Here is a 21,412-nt window from a genome sequence, read left to right as displayed (position 1 = left end):
AATGCTAAGCATAACGAAATAAATACGTAACCGGTCAATAATATACAGCGTGTAATCACTCTGTTTTTATTCGCTCAAATGGTAATAACGCGGCGGGTTACCTATTCAAATGAACATGCTCAGGGTTACTTTAGCAAATTGAATTAAACGACACAGCGTACCTATTTATGGGGTAAATCATTACTCGTACTCATAAAAGCACGCGCCATCATATTTAGGAGTTATTCATGTCTAAACCAGTAATCGGTTTTATCGGCCTTGGCTTAATGGGCGGCAATATGGCCGAAAACTTACAGAACAAAGGCTATGAGCTTATTGTTATGGATTTAAACAAAGATGCGGTTGCTGCATGCGTTAGCAGAGGTGCAAAAACAGCAAGCACTGCAAAAGAGCTTGCACAAGGTGCAGACATAATTATGTTTTGTTTAACAACATCAGCAGTTGTTGAAAAAATTGTGTACGCAGAAGATGGCATTTTAGCGGGTATTAAAGAAGGCGCGGTATTAATTGATTTTGGTACATCAATTCCTTCATCTACTAAAAAAATTGGTGCTGATCTAGCCGCTAAAGGCGCAGGCATGATTGACGCACCACTAGGGCGTACTCCAGCCCATGCTAAAGACGGCCTATTAAATATTATGGCAGCGGGCGATATTGACACCTTCAATAAAGTTAAACCTGTACTTGAAGATCAAGGCGAAAACGTATTTCACCTAGGTGAGCTAGGCGCAGGGCATACAACTAAGTTAATCAATAACTTTATGGGTATGACCACGGTATGTGCTATGTCACAAGCGTTTGCTGTAGCAGACAAAGCCGGTGTAGACCGCCAGCAACTATTTGACATTATGTCGACAGGGCCTTCTAGCTCTCCATTTATGCAATTTTGTAAAAACTACGCGGTAGACAATGTAAGCGACCTTGGTTTTTCAATTGCCAATGCAAACAAAGATTTAGGCTACTTCCTACAAATGGTTTCAGACCTTGGGACTGAATCAAAAATTGCTGAAGGTTCATCTGCTAACTTACAAGCGGCATTTGATGCAGGTATGGGGCAAGGCAACGTACCAGAAATTTTTGATTACTTTAAAACTCTAGAAAAGTAATACCGACAACATTGGGTGCTTTAACGTAGTTAAAGCACCAAAACACACACAACATCAATTGGCTAGATTTAACCTGCTTTGTGCAATGAGTGCAGCATTACTATTGATAAGGGATTACTTCCGGTCACACTGAAAAAGAGTTATCTATGCGTTTAATTAATATAATAAAGCTTAGCCTAGTTCTTATTGGGTGCACATCCACACAATTGGCAGCCAAAGATTATTTTGTAGACACTAAACAAGCTTTTCAAGAAATCTCTGACAAACTCGTTGCCGGCGATAAAATAACTCTCAAAGACGGTACGTGGTCTAATTTCGAAATTTTATTACAAGGCCAAGGAACCAAAAACGCCCCTATAAAGCTTACAGCGCAAACCAAGGGTAACGTTATTTTATCAGGGCAATCTAATTTAAGACTGGCGGGTTCGTATTTAGAAGTGTCAGGGCTTGTATTTAAAAATGGTTATACGCCTAGCTCAGCCGTTATTGAATTTCGTAAAAATAAAGATGAGCTTGCTACTCACTCCCGCGTAACACAAGTCGTTATCGATAACTACAATAACCCCGATAAACGAGAATCAGACTATTGGGTGGCTCTATATGGTAAACACAATCGTTTTGATCACAGCCACTTAGTAGGTAAACGTAACAAAGGCGTTACGGTTGCAGTAAGGCTTAATAGTGAGCAAAGCCAACAAAACCACCATCAAATTGATCATAACTTCTTTGGCTATCGTCCTACTTTTGGATCTAACGGCGGTGAAACACTGCGCATTGGTACTAGCCACTATTCATTAAGTGATTCATTTACCGTAGTTGAAAACAACTACTTTGAACGTACTAACGGCGAAGTAGAAATAATCTCTGTTAAATCAGGGAAAAACCAAATCCGCAATAATGTGTTTTTTGAGTCTCGCGGCACACTAACGTTGCGCCATGGTAATGGCAATATTATAGAAGAGAACGTTTTTTTTGGTAACGGTGTGGATCACACAGGTGGTATTCGCATAATTAATAAAAACCAAACAGTAAAAAATAACTACTTAGAAGGTTTAACAGGCTACCGTTTTGGCAGTGGTTTTACGGTTATGAACGGCGTACCTAACTCACCAATAAATCGCTACCATCAGGTAGAAAACGCGACAATTGAAAACAATACCTATGTAAATGTGCGTCATATACAACTTGGCGCAGGTAGCGATAGCGAGCGTAGCGCTGCGCCAATTAATAGCGTAATGAAAAATAACCTTATTATTAATCAAAATGGCGAGCAGCCTTTTACAACCTTTGATGATGTAAGCGGTATTAAATTTAGCAAAAATGTAGCTAATACCCAGGTATTAAAAGAGTTAAATTACGGTGTTAAACAGCAAAATGTAACACTAACCAGAGCTAGTAACGGTTTACTGTATCCTGAATCAAGCAAAATTAGTGCAGGTGCTAAACGCGGTTTAAAAGTGCTAAAAAAAGCCGATACCGGCGTTAGTTGGTATCCAAAAACAGAGCAAGTTGTAGCATTTGATACGGGTAAAACTCACCAGGTTAAAGCAACTGCAGATGCCTTACTTAACGCAATCAATGCAGCCCAAACGGGTGATGTATTAGAGCTTGCAGATGGTCAATACGATGTATCTAAACTCGTTAAAATAACAAAAGTGCTTACCCTTAAGGCTAAACATACTGGCAAAGCTAAGTTGACCTACCAACGCTCCACCTTATTTGAAATTCATGATGGCGGTAGCTTAAAGCTAGATGGTTTAGTTATCTCGGGTGAAAACGCACCTGATGCCATTAATAATAGTGTGGTACGTACTAAAAAGTGGGGCATGGTTGATAACTACCGCTTTGAAATACACAACTCACAATTAACTAATCTTGATATTAATCACTCATTTCACTTTTTTGTAACGGGTAAAGGGGCGATGGCAGATGAAATCGCGTTAGTAAATAATACCTTTAAAAATGTAACTGGCGATATTTTACGTCTTGATACCGAAATAGAAGACTTAGGTATTTATAACGCAGAGTATGTAACACTTAAAAACAATACCTTTAATGAGGTAGCCGGTGGCGTCGTTAAGTTATACCGAGGGGGAAGTGATGAAAGCACCTTTGGTCCGCATTTATTAATGACCAATAACACCCTAACTAAAGTAGGTTTAGGTAAGCGTAACAAGGCGAAAGCGAGTGTGTATGCGCACGGTGGACAAGTCACAAATATTGTAAGCAACGTATTTGAAAAATCGGCACCGATTAAAATTGAGCACACGGTTGGTGAGCCAATAACAGCCATTACAGATAACACCTTTGATGCAACTCAAGCGCCAAGCGTAAAAGAGTTACGTGTAGCGGGCCCGCACACGGCAACGATTAAAAATAACAACGTTTTAAATAAGGTGAACTAACAATGATGAATTTAACCCCAAATAAGTCATTATTTAAAACGCTGGGTGTTACTGTAAGTGCCTTAGTTTTATCGATAAACGCCTACGCAGCGCATCCAAATTTGGTAATAACCAATGATGATGTACAGCAAATGCGCCAAGCAATTAGCAACAATGAACAGGGTAAGTTTGCCACCGCATTTGCAGCGCTTAAAGCACAAGTAGATGAGCAAATTAAAAGCCCTATAACAGTGCCTGTACCAAAAGACGGTGGGGGAGGGTATACCCACGAACGACACAAAAAAAATTATCAGCTTATGTATAACGCCGGTGTTATTTATCAGCTAAGCCAAGATGATAAATACGCTCATTACGTACGTGATATGTTGCTTGAGTATGCCAAATTATACCCAACACTTGATGTACACCCTAAGCGCAAAGTTAAGTCGCAAAACCCAGGTAAACTATTTTGGCAAAGCCTTAATGAGGCCATGTGGCTTGTTTATACCATTCAAGCATACGATTTAGTGCATGATGCGTTAAGCGCCGCTAATATTAAAACCATCGAAAATGACTTACTGCGCCCAGTATCGTTATTTTTATCACAAGGCCAGCCATCAACTTTTAACAAGGTACATAACCATGGTACGTGGGCTACAGCCGGTGTAGGCATGGCAGGGTATGTATTAGATGAATCTGAGTGGGTCGAAAAGTCCCTTTACGATTTAGATAAATCGGGCGAGGGGGGCTTTATTAAGCAGCTAGACATGCTGTTTTCGCCACAAGGCTATTACAACGAAGGTCCTTATTATCAACGCTTTGCACTACTTCCGTTTGTTACCTTTGCTAAAGCAATTGAAAACAACGAACCGCAGCGAGACATTTTTGAATATCGCGATGGCATATTACTTAAAGCCATTGATACCACTATTCAGCTAAGCTATAACGGTTTGTTTTTCCCGATAAACGATGCAATTAAAAGTAAAGGTATAGACACAATAGAGCTGGTACACGGTGTAACAGCCGCTTATGGTTTAACACACGATACTGGTTACTTAGATATAGCTAAAAAGCAAAATCAAATAATACTCTCTGGTGATGGCCTAAAAGTGGCTCAAGCACTGGATAAAAATAAGCAAACTCCTTATGTATTTAAATCGGTAGCATTTGGCGATGGTAACGATGGCGAGCAAGGGGCGTTGGTAGTAATGCGTACGCAAACTGGTGGCGACCAAGCACTTTTATTTAAACCTGCTGCACAGGGTTTAGGGCATGGACATTTTGATAAATTAACTTGGCAGTTTTACGATCATGGCAATGAAATTGTATCTGATTATGGCGCTGCACGTTTTTTAAATGTTGAGGCTAAATACGGCGGCCGTTACCTACCAGAAAACGAAACTTACGCAAAACATACCGTGGCACACAATACGGTTGTGATTGATGAAACCTCGCATTTTAATGCAAATGTTAAAGTGGGTAATAACAATCATCCTACGCTTAATTTCTTTGAAACAAACCAATACGGAACGGTGTCAAGTGGGCAAATAAGCACCGCTTACAAAGGTGTTGAGCTTGAACGCACGTTAGCGTTAATTAATTTACCTATGCTTGAAAGCACGCTTGCAGTTGATATTTTTAATGTGACTGCAGATTCCTCCCATAAAATTGATTTACCACTGCATTACAAAGGCCAATTAATTGATACCAGCTTTGAGTTACTTGGTAACACCAAAAGCTTAGCTGCGCTGGGTGATAAAAATGGCTATCAACATTTATGGTTAAAAGCACAGGCACAACCAGATGAAGGCCTAGCAAAGGTAACGTGGTTAAACGACAACGGCCGTTTTTATACACAAACTAGCCTAGTGAAAGGGGATGAGTCTTTCTTATTTACGCAAATAGGGGCAAACGATCCACACTTTAATCTTCGTAACGAAAATGGCTACATTCGCCGTGTAGAAGGTAAAAAACAGCATAAATTTATTTCAGTACTTGAGCCTCACGGTGAATACAACCCAAGTAAAGAATATACCCTAGAGGCTGTTAGCCGTGTATCGTCACTTAAGTATGACGCGCAAGAGCACTTAGACCTAATTGAAGTTAAAGTAAAAAATAATACCTTTTTGGTTGCTGTCAACAAAGCCGATAAAGCAGCTAAACACACATTCACATATCAAAATAAAGCATTCACCTTAAATGGCCGCCTTGGCGTTTATGCGATGAAGAATAATCAGGAGTAAACAGGATGCAAAAGCAAAGTGCACACTTTTCATTTGGTAACGAAACCGAGATTGAAGATTTAGGTAATGGCTTAAAACGCCAAATGCTTGGCTATAACGAAGAGCTAATGGCCGTGAAAATTTGGTTCTCAGAAGGGGCTATTGGTTATAACCATGCACACAGGCACTCGCAAGTAACGTATGTGGTTGAGGGTGAGTTTCACTTTAACATTGATGGCGTAACTAAAATCTTAAAAGCGGGTGATAGCTGTTTTATTCCTCCTTTTGCTGATCACGGTGCAACGTGCCCAACTGGCGGTATACTGATTGATACCTTTAGCCCAGCTCGCGAAGACTTTCTTGAGGAATAACCTATGAAAATTCAAGGCTTACGCTGGTGGGTTATAGTGCTAATTGCACTTGCTACCATTATTAACTACATCGACCGTCAAGCGCTTAGCGTTTTATGGCCAGACATTGTAGAAGAAATGTTCCCTGATGAATCTGCGTTAGAGCGTAAACAAATTTACGCTAATATTTCTATAGTATTCGTATTTGCTTATGCATTTGGCCAAGCTATTTTTGGCAAAATTTTTGACTGGGTTGGCACGCGTTTAGGTTTTGTGCTTTCAATTGGTGTGTGGTCATTAGCCACTGTTGCCCATGCTTTTGCACAAGGGGTGCTTAGTTTAAGTATTTTCCGTGCAATTTTAGGTGTAGCCGAAGCTGGTAACTGGCCCGGTGCAGCTAAAGGTAATGCCGAGTGGTTTCCAACAAAAGAGCGTGCTTTAGCGCAAGGTATATTTAATTCTGGCGCAGCCATTGGTGGCATTATTGCTATCCCGCTTATTGCTTATTTAACCGTGTACTTTAGCTGGCAAATGGTGTTTGTATTTGTTGGTGCCTTAGGTTTTTTATGGTTAGTTCCTTGGATTATATTGGTAAAAGCGCCTCCAGGCTCTCACCCTTGGATAAGTGAAGAAGAGCGTGAGTACATTCTTACCGGACAAAGACGCGTTGATGATAACGGCGATGTAACAAGCGATGACGAAGAAGAATATAACCCGTCTACAGGCGAGTTACTCTCTCGTAAGCAAAGCTGGGGCGTAATTATAGCCTCTGCAGCTATCGACCCTATTTGGTGGTTATTTGTTTTTTGGATACCAATTTACTTAAACGAAGTGTATGGCATGGATGTTAAATCGATTGGTATTTATGGCTGGGTTCCGTATGTAGGCGCTATGTTTGGTGCTTGGTTTGGTGGCTTACTTGCCCAAAACCGCCTTAAAGCAGGCTGGAATACCGATAAAACGCGTAAGCTGACCATCACATTAGGGTGTCTAATTATGTTGCCGGCGCTGCTTGCAATGGCAAACCCAGGCGAGCCGGTAATTGCGGTACTTATTATGGCTGTTATTTTATTTGGTTTTCAAACCGCCATTGGTAACGTGCAAACCTTACCAAGCGACTTACTGGGTAAAAAAGCGGTAGGTACGTTGTCGGGCTTCTCTGGCATGGCCGCAAAATTAGGTGCTGTAGGCCTTACGTCATTGGTACCTATTTTAACAGCGGATGGTAATTATACACCGGCGTTTGTGATAGGCGCGTCTTTAGCGATTATTGCAATGGCAGCTGTATGGATTTTAATTCCAAAAATTGAACCATTGAAAAAGCCTAACTAATTTGTTGGCAATGGCTGTGTTTCTCACAGCCATTTACTACCTAAGGTAAGTGATAATAATGAAAAATATTTACTTTATTGGCGAGTGCATGATTGAGTTAAGAGCGACTGTTCCCTCTACATTGCATCAGTCATTTGCAGGTGACGTATATAATTCGGCAGTTTACTTAAAGCGTTGTTTCCCACAAATCAGCACCTCAGTTATTACCGCTTTAGGGGAAGATAACTTAAGTAAAAAAATGCGTGAGCGTTTTGCAAGTGAGCAACTAAATACAGACTATGTATTTGCTCATAACAGTAAAGTCCCAGGTATGTATTACATAGAAACGGACGAGCAAGGTGAGCGCAGTTTTATTTACTGGCGTGATGATTCAGCAGCCAAAAAGGTGGTTGAATTTATCAGCCCTGAGCTCGTTAAGCAGCTGTCATCGGGTGATATGTTTTTCTTTTCGGGTATTTCTTTAGCCGTAATAGAAGAGCAAGCAAGATCGCAGTTTTGGGACATAGTAAAGCAACTTAAAGCCGCGGGTGTAAAAATAGTATTTGACCCAAATTACCGTGCGCGACTTTGGGATAACGTTGAGCAAACTAAAGCGCAATACCATAGTGCATTTAGCTTAGCCGATATTACGTTACCCGGCGTTGAAGACTTAGAAACGCTTTACAACGTGCAAAGTGTAGAAGCGGTAATTGATTATTTGGGTCCGTACAACATTAACGAAATTATAGTAAAAAACGGCCCCGATTCAGTCATTACAAAAGAGGCTAATACAGTGCAAAGCCACAGTATTACGCCGGTTAAAAACGTTGTTGATACAACCTCCGCAGGCGATGCCTTTAACGGCGTGTATTTAGGAGCGCGCTTAGATGGGCGCCCTATAAGTGAAGCGGTTAAGCTGGGCGCGCAGGCTGCCGGCGCTGTTATTCAGCAACCCGGTGCTATTGCACCAAAAGATGTTTTTCAACAAGCCATGGCCAAATCAGGTCTCTAACTGGCTAATTTACTCAATTTATAACACTAAGTAGCACGATTACTTAAAATAAGGGAAATAACGCATGACTCGCTTTTCTGAACTAATGGCAGGGCAAACTCTGCTACCTATAATTCAAGCAGACACGCCAGAGCAAGGTGTAAACATTGCTAAAGCAATGGCAGAGGCAGGCCTAACTTTGGTAGAAGTTGTTCTTAGAACAGATGCATCAATTGATGCGCTTAAAGCCATTAAAGAACAGGTTCCACAGCTAAAAGTGGGCGCAGGCACCGTTATTAACGAAACAATTTTAAAGCAAGCGCTAGAAGCAGGCTCAGATTTTATAGTTACTCCCGCTGTATCGCCTACACTATTAAGTGAGCTGGTTAAGTGTAATGTGCCAGTATTGCCAGGTGTATCAAATACCGGCGATATATTAATGGCACTTGAGTATGGTTTTGAAGAGCAAAAACTCTTTCCTGCTTCACTTGCTGGTGGTGCGCCGTTTGTCTCTGCTGTCTCATCTGTATTTCGTGCAGTGAGCTTTTGCCCGACCGGCGGTGTAAGCGAAAAAAATAAAATGGATTACTTGTCGTTAAACAATGTATTTGCAGTAGGCGGTACCTGGGTTGCTAAAAAAGAATGGGTAACGCAGGGTAATTGGCAAGCCATTACAGACTCTTGTATCGAGGCTTTAAAATAGCAAGGAGCAAAAAATGAATTATTTAGCCCCAACCATTGCACCAGGCGTTGTTGTTGGCGATGGAGTAAGCGAAGTGTATAAACACGCACGAACGCATCAGTATGCATTGCCTGCTGTAAACGTGGTGAGCACATCGTCAATTAATGCCACCTTAGAGGCCGCAAAAAAAATGAAGTCGCCGGTCATTATTCAACTATCTAATGGGGGAGCGCAGTTTTTTTGTGGTAAAGGTTTAGCACTAGAGGGCCAGCAATCTGCCGTTGTTGGGGCAATAAGTGCTGCACAGTATGTGCATAACGTGGCGAAGCACTATGGCGTTGCTGTCATGCTGCACACAGATCACGCAGCAAAAAAACTACTGCCTTGGATTGATGGTTTATTAGATGAAGGCGAAAAGTATTTTGCGCAAACAGGTAAGCCGCTTTTTTCATCGCACATGATTGACCTGTCAGAAGAGCCACTGGAAGAAAATATAGAAATTTGTGAGCGTTATTTAGCGCGGATGGCAAAAATAGGCATGACACTTGAAATAGAGCTCGGGTGTACCGGCGGAGAAGAAGACGGGGTTGATAACTCGCACCTCGACAGCTCTGCGCTTTACACTCAACCAGAAGATGTAGCCTACGCCTATGAGCGACTTAGTAAAATAAGCCCTAATTTTATCATTGCTGCTTCTTTTGGTAACGTTCACGGCGTATACAAGCCTGGCAATGTGGTATTAACACCTACCATATTACGCGACTCGCAAGCCTATGTAGCTGAAAAATTTAATTTAGAGCATAACGCTATTAATTTTGTATTTCACGGTGGGAGTGGCTCTGAGCACAGTAAAATTGCTGAGTCGCTAACCTACGGGGTGGTAAAAATGAACATTGATACCGACACCCAATGGGCGAGTTGGAACGGGGTATTAAACTACTACCAAGAAAAACAAGACTACTTGCAAGGCCAAATTGGTAACCCTGATGGCGAAGATAAACCCAATAAAAAATACTATGATCCACGTGTGTGGTTACGTCAGTCGGAGCAGCATATGGTGGCTCGCCTGATCCAATGTTTTGACGACCTTAATTGTGTGAACAGGTATAGCGCATGAAAAGACTGAATAAAGTATTAAAGCAAGATGGGGTTGAAACCGACCTTATCATGTTAATTCGCACGCTATTAGCAACCACAAAAGAAATAGCGTTTAGAGTAAGCCAAGGTGAGCTTGCGGGTGTTTTAGGCTCTACCCTTAACGAAAATATCCAGGGCGAGGTGCAAAAAAAGTTAGATGTCATTGCCAATCAACTGTTAAAAGATACCTTAATTGATGATGATCTTGTAAAAACAGTGGCATCTGAAGAAGAAGATAATGCAGTAGGCGCCCACCCCGATGGTAAATATATTGTGGCATTTGATCCCCTTGATGGGTCATCAAACATTGATGTTAACGGGCAAATAGGCACTATTTTTACCATTTACCCAGCTAAAGCAGATGTGCCCTACGATAGTGATGAGCAATTCAATCAACCCGGTACTAATCAGGTTTGTGCAGGCTACGTGCTGTATGGGCCATCGTCGTTACTAGTAATGAGTACAGGTGGGCCAACCCGCTGTTATACACACGATTTAACCCACGGTGGCTTTTTGCTTACAAAACCAGAGCTTGCAGTACCGAGTAAAAGCCGTGAGTTCTCGGTTAATATGGCAAATTACCGATACTGGGATGAAGCAACACAAGTTTACTTTGATAAATTACTGTATACATCAGAAGAATTTGCTAAAAGCTCAATTCGCTATAATGCAGCCATGGTTGGCGATGTGCACCGAATTTTATGCCGTGGCGGGGTATTTATGTACCCGCAAGATACGCGCGCGGGTAATGAAAACGGTAAAATACGCTTACTTTACGAAGCTAACCCGCTGGCAATGCTCACTGAAAACGCAGGCGGTATAGCCACCTCTAAAGGCATGCGTATTTTAGATATTCAGCCCGATGAGCTGCATCAGCGTGTGCCTGTTATTTTAGGCTCTAGTGAACCTGTGACTTACTTTAATTCTACGGTTTATTAAATCTGACTAAGGCCCCAGTACAAAAGGGCGGTTATTGTGCCCTTACGCCTTTTAAATAAAACGTAAGCCACTGCTGACTAATAGTGAGTTAAACGCAGTGGCTACGTTATTTTATATACACATCAAAAATTCATTTCTATAGGCTATTACAGCTAAAGCTTCACACCTGTATCCCCACCCTCCATTCTTAATGTGCTTATCGCGCTAAGTATTAATACAGCGTAATTCTTTCGGTAAAACCAATTGTTCATAAAGGTTGTTTGTTTATCTATTCGTGAAATTAATATTGGTAATAACGCTGCGTTATTGGGTATAGACGTAAGTTAACTTTCAGTTAATAAAATATGATGAATTTTGAACGAATATAGTGGTAAAAGTGTTTTTATTATGCTTATATTACCAAGTTGGTTAACAATGAAGCGTAAAAATAAAATAATTTGGTAATAACACACTGGGTATTTGGTAAATCACACATAACACCTGCTAAATACTAAACCACACAATTAAGGAGAATAGAGCCATGATGAAATTAAAACATTTTGCATTATGTGCTGTTGCAGCTGCCATTATAGGTTGTGACACGGATTCAAATAATAATAACAACACATTGGGCTCTATTGCTCTATCAGGCACAGCGTTAACGGGCGAAACATTGTCGACCAGCGTAAATGATGCCGATGGTATTTCTGGCGAAGTAAGCTACTACTGGTACGCCGACGGACAAGTTATAAGTGGCGCTAATGACGCAACTTTTACATTAACAGATGAGCAAATTGGTTTTGCAATTACAGCACAAGCACTTTATACAGATGACAGCGGTGTTAATGAGTCACATTTAAGTGAGCCCACCGATGAAGTGTCAGCTATTCCTTTTGCGGCCACGGTAGAAATTAACGGTGATGCAATTATAGGTAATGAACTAAGTGCTAATGTAGCGGATGAAAATGGTTTTGATCCGGCGCTTGTAGCATATACATGGTTTGCAGATGATGTTGAAATTGCCGATGAAACCTTAGCAACCTACACTATTACCGAATCGCAACTAGGTAAAGTTATAACTGTAAATGCAGCATTTGAAGATAACAGAGGCTTTGCAGAGTCAGCTACATCAACTGCCACAGCGCCAGTAGAGCGTGCAAATTCAGAAGGGTCGGTGGCTATTGTTGGCACACCTACGGTGGGTAATACACTTACAGCCGAAATAACAGATGAAGATGGCGCAAGCGGCACAATTACTTACCAGTGGTTTGCTGATGAGGTTGCAATTAGTGGTGCTACGCAAAGCACTTACGTTGTAGATGAGTCATTATTAGGGCAATTTATTACCGTGCAGGTTACCTACACGGACGATCACGGTTTTACCGAAGACAACCTTTCTGAGGCAACCATTGCTGTTTCTGCAGAGGCTGTAGATGAAGCGGGTAGTATCACCATCTCAGGGGCTACGCCTTATTTAGTGACTAGCGAATTAACCGCTGAAATTAGCGATAACAATGGGGTAGATGAGCAAAACGTTACCTACACTTGGCTTGCTGATGGCGTAGCAATTGCCGATACCAACAGCAAAACATTTACGCCAACTAATCAAGCTGGCGCGATTATATCGGTCACTGCGAGTTATACCGATAACGATGGCTTTTCAAGCACAATTACGGGCGCCGCCGATACAGTAGTGTACACGCAAGTGATAAGCGATGCGGATGCGCTATTAGGTGCTATTAATGCAGGGCTTGGTGATGGCGATGTGCTTGGTTTAAATACCGGTGTATATGCCGATCTTGATGCCATTATGCTAACCAGCGCAGCAACACTTAAAGCTGTTGAAGGACAAAGCCCGGTAATTAGTGGCGAGCTTTGTATTCATGTAGCCAGTGGGGTTGATGGCGCGGGTATTGAAGGCCTTACATTTAAAAATATTGATACTAAATCGGGTGGCTTTTGTGAAACCGAAGAAGATGCCGTTATTTATTCTGAGGGTGACAACTTCACCTTTACACAAAATACTATCGATGGTGAAGCAGAGACGTTAAATAATTCTACCTACCATTGGTTAATGCTTAAAGGTGACGCCGCAATGGTTGAGCGTAATACCTTTGCCAACCGCGATAAAGCAGAAAATGGTTCGGTGATAAAAATGTCTTCATCGAGCACTAACCACGTTATTCAATATAACCTTTTCACAGGTACCAGCAGCAACCCAAATTTTGGTAACTCTAGTCTTCACTTAATTAACGCAGGTAGTACAACAGGTATAGGCTCTGCTGATGATGCAAACTTTACTATTCAATATAACCGAGTAGAAAACTTTGTTACAGGCCGACGTTTAATACGCGTACAAACCTCTGGCGCGACGATTAAAGGCAATACCATTTTAAATCCTAATGGCGGTATTTCGCTTGAAGATGGTGGATTTAATACGGTATCAGACAACATTATTATTCGTACCACTGATATTGCAAGTTCAAGCGATCGTCCTGCTGGCGTGCTAGTTACGCCTTTAGGTCACACTGTGAGCAATAACTACATCGCTGGTATTCGCTCAGGTAATAAAGAAGCCGGTGGTATTGTATTTACCGCTAACCCATTTTCACAAGCTGATGGCGGGGTGCCAAATGGAGGTAACCAAGCTGTGCTTGATGGCGCAGGCGACTTTACCCTTAATGTTACTAACAATACGGTACTTAACTCACAGCAACCATTTGTATTTAGTACAGAAATAGGTTCAAAGGCACCTGTTGGAGATTGTGATGAGCTTACCGCAGAAAATGCCCCTGTACTGTATGGTTTAACTAAAAATGCGTTTGAAATTAACTTCAACGGTAATTTAAATGCTAATGGGGTGGGCGATCAAACTGATGAAGACACCATTGAAAGCAGCGCGCTTGTTTATGGTTTCTTTTACCCTAACGAGCTGTCGAGCGATCACTCTTTTGAATACGACTGTGACCTAATTAACCATACTGAATCACTGTTCTCTAACAGCTTTGGCTTTAGTGACAGTTATGAGTCGGGCGATGCGAGCGACCTATGGGTTGATATTAGAAACTTAAATGGCAATGGTGAATACGACACCGATGGCGCTATTGACCAAAACCCAGAAGCAAATGGTAAAGAAATCCCAGAGTTTGTCACTGCTACAAGTACGCTGCTTGAGACTGACTCAAATGGAGCACAAGCCTTAGCAGGTGCAAGAAACTTATACTACATCCAAAGCACTGATGTAGGTGCAGGCTCTACGTGGGTGGCACAAGATGAATAAGCCTACACTGCACATTATTAATACTTATAAAAATAGCAAACTACGCACAACACACACAATGATAAAGGAGAACGCGGCATGTCGTTAAAAATGGATCGAAGACGTCAACATTCTACAAACAGCTCTGTTTGTAATCATTTTGCACTTTCACCTGCTGCTAAGTTAATTAGAGCAAGTTTACTTGCAGGTATGGCAGGCTCATTGTCATTTAATGCTTTTGCTCAGCAAGAAGCCCAAGAAAAAGTGACTGAAGTAGAGCAAGATGTAGAAATCATCAGCGTTACAGGTACTCGTAGAACCATACAAGATCAAATTGCAATTAAGCGTGAGGCAACAACGGTTGTCGATGGTTTATCTGCAGAAGATATTGGTGATTTACCCGCGCTGTCAATTGGTGAAGCGCTTGAGTCGATTACCGGTGCCGCATCTCACCGTGAAAACGGGGGCGCTACCGAAATCACCATTCGTGGTTTAGGCCCATTTTTAAGCGCAACCCATATTAATGGCCGTGAAGCTACCAATGGTAGTGGTGACCGCTCGGTTAACTTTTCGCAGTTTCCATCAGAGCTTGTAAAAAAGGTCGCTATTTACAAAACCCAAGATGCTTCAATGATTGAAGGTGGCGTAGCCGGTGTGATAGCACTTGAAACGATTGCCCCGCTAGATTACGGCAAACAACGCGTACAAGGCGAAGTAAAACTAAATTACAACCCAGATGAAAGTAATGTAGAAAACTCACTGCAAAGTGATACAGGCTATCGTGGTACGTTTAGTTATGTTGACCAATTTGAGTTTGATAATGGCCAAGCAGTGGGTGTGTCTTTTGGTGTGCAGCGCCAAGATATTAGCCAACCAGAAGCAGAGTACAGAAGCTCAAGCCCATCGGGCTCTTCACTTTGGGCGTGTTTAAATGACCCAACTAATACGAATGAAGGGTTTTACAGAAGCAGCGCAGGTGATTGTGAAGACCAAGTAAATGGCAGTAACAATCAAGGTTATCAAACAAACATCGACCCAGAAACAGGCAAAGCCGAAAGCGATGGCACTCCATACGCATGGACAGGCAGTAGCCGCAGCTATCGTCAAAATGAAACCTCAGATGAGCGTGATGCAGTATTTATTGCAATGCAATACCAGCCGTCGTCTGAGTGGGATGTTAACTTTGATGCACAAATCTCTGACAGAATACAAAGAGAAGCACGCCACGATTTAATTTTTTTACAAAAACGCGCAACACCTGGTTTAACAGGCCCAACGCTTGTTACTAACGATGTAGGCGGAATTTTACATTGGGAAGGTGAAGAACGTATTGAATCGGCGGGCGAGCAATTCTCTCGTGAAGAAAACTACCAAGGTTATGGCATTAATATTGAGCACACGGTAACCGACCGCCTTACTGTAAATCTTGATTTAGCGTATTCAAAAACTGAGCGTGAAGAGCTACAAATTTCTAACCGTGGTAGAACCGCAGACCGTAATTTGTTTAGCTGGGATATGGGCGATGAAATTCCTCACTTCACGTTAACGGACTTTGATGTAACTGATATTTCTAACTTTACAGATAGCTTACGTACACGTTTAGATCGTGAAAACGTTCGCGAAAACGTAGTTAAATCGGCGCGTATTGATTTTGACTACGCGTTAGAGGGCGATATATTTACCAGTATTGAAGGGGGTATTAGAGCCTCAGAACTAAGCTTTATACAGTTTGGTGGTAGCCAAGGTAATGGGTCTCGTACTGAGTATACTATAGGCGATGACTCAGCATTGGAGATACTTCAAGGCTGTCAAATTGACTTCCCAGAATCTGATTTTTTATCTAGCGTATCGGATGGCAACTTAGTAACAAATGTAGATAGTAGCGGTAATGTAATAAGCTCTGGGACAGGTTCTTCGTGGGCGACCTACGATAACGTGTGTTTCTCTCAAGCTGTAGCGGCTACAGACACTGATTATACAGGTGAATTTGGTTACCCTGATGTTGAGTACGAAAATGCCGGTACCATAGATGTTACTGAAAAAACCACCTCAGTGTACTTAATGGCAAACTACGACACCGAAGTATTTGGTAAGTTTATTCGTGGTAACTTCGGCCTACGTATAGTTGATACTGATGTAACCTCGGTAGGCTTTAGAACAAATTACACTGTAGATGTAGATGAAACTACAGGCGCTGTAACCCTCGATGTAGGGGATTCACTAGAAAGAACCGAAAGCGGCGGTGGCTATACCAAATACTTACCAAGCTTTAACTTAGTAGTTGATTACAGTGAAGATATTTTACTGCGTGCGGGTATTTACCGTGGTATGTCACGTGCTGACCCATCTGATTTAGGCTATGATCGCGACTTTGTAACAGACGATCAATCTGTTGCGCTATCGCTTTCTGACTTATTAACCGTAGATGGTTCAGGTAACCCTGATACTCAACCATTAATGTCATGGAACTACGACTTAGCCTTTGAATGGTACCCTAATGAAGATTCTATTTTAGCACTAAGCCTATACTACAAACAGTTCCAAGGTGGCTTCCAGCAACAAACTGTAATTGAAGACTATGTGGTTGGCGGTGAAACGGTATCATTACCAGTGACAAATTCGGTAACAACCGATAATGATAGCGATATACTGGGTTTAGAAGCATCGTTCTCGTACCGTTGGGATAATGGTATTGGTGTAAAATTTGGCTATAACTTTGCAGATACTGACTTTGAGTTTGAAGATAGCTTATATGGCGATACATACGTTACCGACCTAGATGGCAATACTACTCAATTAACTGCCGGTATTATTGAACCTGGTTCGGTGCCGGGGTTCTCAGAGCATGTATTTAGCAGCCAACTGTATTACCAAATTGGTGACTTTGATACGGCCATTATTTATAAATACCGTAGTGAATACTTCCAACCATATACCAGTAATGGTACCCGCTTACGTTATGTTGATGCCGTAGGTGTATGGGAAATGCGTGCATCGTATAAAATTAACGAGCACTTTAGAGTTAAAGCTGAAGCCATTAACTTGTTTAGCGCACCTAAGTCACAAGACTTCTTTGTGGAAGATAACCTAGGTGAAGTAAACGATTACGGCCCACGTTTATTCTTAGGAATGAGCTTTAAGCTATAACAGAAAACCAGTGATCCCCACTTTAAAGCCCAATTAGCGTATGCCGCTAATTGGGTTTTTTTGTATGTGTGTGGGCTATTAAACCTAAGCTTTTTGAATCGCGGCGTACTCTCTTAACTAAATCTTGGCTAAACCTTTTTACCTAAAGCGCAGCATTACTAAACTCAGTTTTAGTAACGCTGCGTTATTGGCAGCGAATTAGTTAGTCAAAAGTTTACTATCTTTATCTTGGTTGACCAATTAATTCGGTAAAAGCGGCTAAATATAAAAATAGCGCTGTATATATAAAAAAAATATATCGGGGAGATTGAGGGAGTTTTAATCTATCTTTGTGTGTTATTTAACCTTAATTGAGATTTAAAAGCACATTAAATACAAGTGGTTATATTATGGTCAGTAATAAAAGTATTTTTGTCATGCCGAATTGGCTTTTATTGGTAATGACAGTTTTTGCTTTTTTTACAAAAAATGGTTTACCAATAGGTTGACCTTTGGTGCTTTTGCTGTAAATATTAAGTTAACCATTTAGATAAATGGTAAGGCGTTTAATAAAAAATATATAGCGAGTTACACATAGCACTGACACACACAGGAAAAACTATGAATCACAAGTTATCAAAAATTACGCTAGCAGTTATATCTGCCACAGCATTAAACCTTTCTATGTCCACACACGCACAGGAAGCCAAGCCAATTGCAGAAGATGATGTAGAGATCATCGAAGTATCTGGCATTCGTCAATCACTTACTAATGCACTTGCTGAAAAACGCTCTGCAGATAGCCTAGTTGAAATTATTCAGTCAGAAGATATTGGTAAATTACCCGATCAAAACCTCGCTGAAGTATTAGAAAACGTAACGGGTATTCAAATTACACGCCAAGCGGGTGTAGGCACAGGTGTACAAATTCGTGGTACCGATGCTAACCGTACCGAAATTAACGGTGTATCAACGGTGGGCTCAGGCTCTGGTCGAAGTGGTATTAGCTTTGAAGATGTATCAGCGTCAATTATTTCAAGCTTAGAGGTAATAAAGTCGCCTGAAGCGAAAACAATAGAGGGCTCTGTAGGCGGTACTATTAACCTTAAAACGATTCGCCCACTGCATTTAGGTGAGCAGCTAGCCACTATTAGAGTGCAAGGTGAGCACAGTAGCTTAAGCACTGATAGCGGTTTGCAACCACGTTTTTCTGGAACTTTTGCTGATAACTGGGAAGGTGATTACGGTAAATTTGGTGTGTTAGTGAGCGGCAGCTACGCAGAGCAAGATGTAACGGCGTTTCGCCCACGTGCAGATAGAGATAACATTATCACTGCAGATAGCGGTGTAGCCAGCGCTCAGTCTTTTGACTTTTTACCGATTCAATTTTTTGTACAAGATTACGATAACTACGAATACGAAACTAAAAACTTTGTAGGTACCATTGAATGGGCGCCTAACGACAACACAAAGTTTTATTTTGATGCTGTGGTTAACGATCAAGAACGTCGCCAAGAAAGCTCTCGTGTACAGGCTTCTGGTGTAAGTGCGCTTAATGATATTTCGGTTCCTGATGAATTTGAAACCGTAAACTTAGGCTCACTTGGCGGTACCAACCTTGGGTCTATTCAAGCGGCCTTACGCGGTGTCATTCCGGTTAATTTAGAAAACGATGATGACGATCCTAACCTTCGTTTTTCAAGTGATACAAACTCGCGTGTTACCGACAGTAATATTTTTAGACTCGGTGGCGAATGGCAAGGCGATAAGTGGTTTGTTAGTGCTGAAATTGCATCATCATCTTCAGATACAACTACGCCTAGCTTTAATACAACGCTTAACTTTATTAACCCTAATGTGCCGTTAGATGCCGGTGGCGGTAATGATAATAGTGTGCCGTTTGAGTATGACTTATCAGGTGGCGCATTGGCATTTGGTATTGCAGAGGGGGCAGAGTACGCGCCAACGGTTGAACAACTACTAGACCCTGCAAATGTAGTGCTACGTGATGTAAATATTGGTCAAGATACCGTTGAAAACTCTGAAGATGCGTTCCGTATTGATTCAACCTATTACACAGACTCAATTGTAACCTCTATTGATTTTGGTTACCGCTACAGTAAATCACAAAGCAAACAAAACGAAATTACCTCAAGCATTGGTTTAAGAACCATGGCTGATAGCCCGTCGGGTGATTTATTTGCCGACTTATTAGTGGCAGGCCCAGATAACTTTAACGAAGCTGATGGCCGCTCGTTATACATAGGCGACTTTTTACTTATTGATCCAGAACTTGTGGCCTCAGACCCTGATGCGGTACTTGCCACATTACAAGCAGCGATGACTGCGCATGGTTCAAGCAAAACATTAAATGCACCTACTTCAAGTTCTGCAGGTTTTTTTGATATAGAAGAAACCACTCATGCGCTATATGCACAAGCTAACTTTGAGTACGAAATGGTACGCGGTAATATTGGTGTGCGTTACATTCAAACAGACGTAGAGTCTACCGGTAACTCGGTTACTCAAGATGGTAGTGGTAATGAACTGGTAACGCGTATTACCAATGAATCAGACTATGACTTTATTTTACCTCGTTTAAACCTGGTGGCTGATGTATCAGAAGATGTACTTGTGCGCTTTGGTGTAGGTAAAGATATTCGTCGCCCTGATTATAACGACTTATCAACGTCTATTACTTACAGCACAAGCCCAAATGACGAAGTTGAATTTGGTAACCCAGCACTGAAACCTGAAGAAGTACTGTCTTACGATTTATCGGCAGAGTGGTATTTTGCAGAGGCAAGTGTATTTAGCGTAGGTATTTTTCATAAAACACGTAAAGACTTACACGTAAATCAGCTAACCTCGCCAGTTGAAGACCCTGTAACAGGGTATCGCGACTTAACAGACCCATGTGAAGGTGGCGGTATATTTAACCCCATTGCAGATATAAATGTATTTGGCCCTGAGAATGGCCGTGGCGTATGTGTTGGCACAGAAACAAAAGTAAACGATAGTGGTGAAACTACCCAAAAAGGGATTGAGTTTGCCTTTCAATATGACCTATCAGGCTTTGAAAAAGACCTAGGGTGGGCATCTGGCTTTGGTGTGCTAGCTAACTATACAATTCAAGAGTTCTCAGGTGGTGAAACCGAAAATTCAGCAACCTCAAGAGCAAGTAATGTATTTGCAGCAACCACCGGTACGCCAGGTATTGAAGTAAGTGAAATTCAAGGCTTACTTAACCTTTCTGAAAACGCGTATAACTTTACGCTGTACTACGAAAAATTTGGCCTATCAGCACGTATGCGTTACACGTGGCGTGAAGGGTATCGTTCAAATGACTTTGGTAGTACGTCTAGCTTCCCTTGGGGTTTCCCAGTGGTACAAGAAGACCGTGGCCAGCTTAATGCAAGTATTAGTTACGATGTGAACGAGCAACTTAATATTGGCTTAGAGGCAGTAAATATTACTGAATCTGAAATTAGCCAATCATGTGTAAACGAAAGCGCACTATTGTGTTTCCAAGGTTTAACTGACCGTCGTATTACACTGGGTGCAAGTTACCGTTTTTAAAAAGTATGTTGAGAGTGTGTAGCCTTTGAACGGGCACTAAAAAGCAAGCCACATGGCTTGCTTTTTTTTTACCTAAAATTAGCCGCAGTTAGGTGGTTAATAATGGGCCGTGGTTCTTTGTGTTGGGGGGAAAAATGCACCTGTTTGCAAAAAATAAAGTGTGTGTTGTATTACTTGTTGGTTGTAGCGCATTCCCGTGTGTTTGGTTTTTAGGCAAGGCAGAGCCTGTGAAGTGTGGTTATTCCCCATAAATAGGCGATATCGTAGCATAAATGCCAAACATGCGCTGCCCTTTGGGTTCTGCCTAGGGGCGATAAACTCTTTGTTGCCTACATGGATGTAGGTAA

At 41.6% G+C, this 21,412-nt stretch carries 13 protein-coding genes; 12 read left to right on the top strand and 1 reads right to left on the bottom strand.

What is annotated here, in order from left to right:
• The first annotated feature begins 227 nt into the window (after nucleotides 1–227).
• The 12 genes from AN390_RS04500 (at nucleotide 228) to AN390_RS04445 (ending at nucleotide 21,065) form a co-directional block, all read left to right on the top strand.
• Nucleotides 228–1,106, top strand: coding sequence for an NAD(P)-dependent oxidoreductase (locus AN390_RS04500; protein WP_024034160.1), 879 nt, complete (start codon nucleotides 228–230; stop codon nucleotides 1,104–1,106).
• Nucleotides 1,107–1,252: 146 nt separating this feature from the next.
• Nucleotides 1,253–3,511, top strand: a complete 2,259-nt coding sequence (locus tag AN390_RS04495; RefSeq protein ID WP_055253071.1) for a chondroitinase-B domain-containing protein — start codon at nucleotides 1,253–1,255, stop codon at nucleotides 3,509–3,511.
• 2 nt (nucleotides 3,512–3,513) lie between these two features.
• Complete coding sequence (locus AN390_RS04490) at nucleotides 3,514–5,733, top strand: heparinase II/III family protein (RefSeq protein ID WP_408003167.1); 2,220 nt, start codon at nucleotides 3,514–3,516, stop codon at nucleotides 5,731–5,733.
• A gap of 5 nt (nucleotides 5,734–5,738) precedes the next feature.
• Nucleotides 5,739–6,083, top strand: a complete 345-nt coding sequence (locus tag AN390_RS04485; protein ID WP_004589273.1) for a cupin domain-containing protein — start codon at nucleotides 5,739–5,741, stop codon at nucleotides 6,081–6,083.
• 3 nt (nucleotides 6,084–6,086) lie between these two features.
• On the top strand, nucleotides 6,087–7,394 hold the full coding sequence (locus AN390_RS04480; RefSeq protein WP_055020381.1) for an MFS transporter: 1,308 nt from the start codon (nucleotides 6,087–6,089) through the stop codon (nucleotides 7,392–7,394).
• Nucleotides 7,395–7,452: 58 nt separating this feature from the next.
• A complete protein-coding gene (locus tag AN390_RS04475; protein WP_055253070.1) occupies nucleotides 7,453–8,385 on the top strand; it encodes a sugar kinase in 933 nt (310 codons plus the stop codon).
• Nucleotides 8,386–8,449: 64 nt separating this feature from the next.
• Nucleotides 8,450–9,067, top strand: a complete 618-nt coding sequence (gene eda / locus AN390_RS04470) for a bifunctional 4-hydroxy-2-oxoglutarate aldolase/2-dehydro-3-deoxy-phosphogluconate aldolase (protein ID WP_024034155.1) — start codon at nucleotides 8,450–8,452, stop codon at nucleotides 9,065–9,067.
• 13 nt (nucleotides 9,068–9,080) lie between these two features.
• The gene (gene fbaA / locus AN390_RS04465; RefSeq protein ID WP_055253069.1) at nucleotides 9,081–10,163 is read left to right on the top strand and encodes a class II fructose-bisphosphate aldolase; all 1,083 of its coding nucleotides are present in this window, start codon (nucleotides 9,081–9,083) and stop codon (nucleotides 10,161–10,163) included.
• Nucleotides 10,160–11,122 (top strand): class 1 fructose-bisphosphatase, encoded by a 963-nt coding sequence (locus AN390_RS04460; RefSeq protein ID WP_029772406.1) that lies wholly within the window; start codon nucleotides 10,160–10,162, stop codon nucleotides 11,120–11,122. Before fbaA ends, AN390_RS04460 begins: the two co-directional genes overlap by 4 nt.
• Nucleotides 11,123–11,645: 523 nt before the next feature.
• Nucleotides 11,646–14,381: a poly(beta-D-mannuronate) lyase gene (locus AN390_RS04455; protein ID WP_055253192.1), complete on the top strand. Its 2,736-nt coding sequence runs from the start codon at nucleotides 11,646–11,648 to the stop codon at nucleotides 14,379–14,381.
• 78 nt (nucleotides 14,382–14,459) lie between these two features.
• Nucleotides 14,460–17,507, top strand: a complete 3,048-nt coding sequence (locus AN390_RS04450) for a TonB-dependent receptor (protein WP_055253068.1) — start codon at nucleotides 14,460–14,462, stop codon at nucleotides 17,505–17,507.
• Nucleotides 17,508–18,107: 600 nt separating this feature from the next.
• Nucleotides 18,108–21,065 carry a TonB-dependent receptor gene (locus AN390_RS04445; RefSeq protein ID WP_055253067.1) on the top strand — a complete coding sequence of 986 codons (2,958 nt, stop codon included), beginning with the start codon at nucleotides 18,108–18,110 and terminating at the stop codon, nucleotides 21,063–21,065.
• A gap of 96 nt (nucleotides 21,066–21,161) precedes the next feature.
• Here AN390_RS04445 and AN390_RS19855 read toward each other — a convergent pair.
• A partial coding sequence (locus tag AN390_RS19855) for a hypothetical protein (RefSeq protein WP_236695074.1) occupies nucleotides 21,162–21,412 on the bottom strand: 251 nt, incomplete at its 5' end.

Source organism: Pseudoalteromonas sp. P1-11 (assembly GCF_001399995.1).
In the GTDB taxonomy this organism is placed as follows: domain Bacteria; phylum Pseudomonadota; class Gammaproteobacteria; order Enterobacterales; family Alteromonadaceae; genus Pseudoalteromonas; species Pseudoalteromonas atlantica.
Note: the sequence above shows the minus strand (reverse complement) of the source record. Positions and strands in the feature narration are given on the sequence as shown.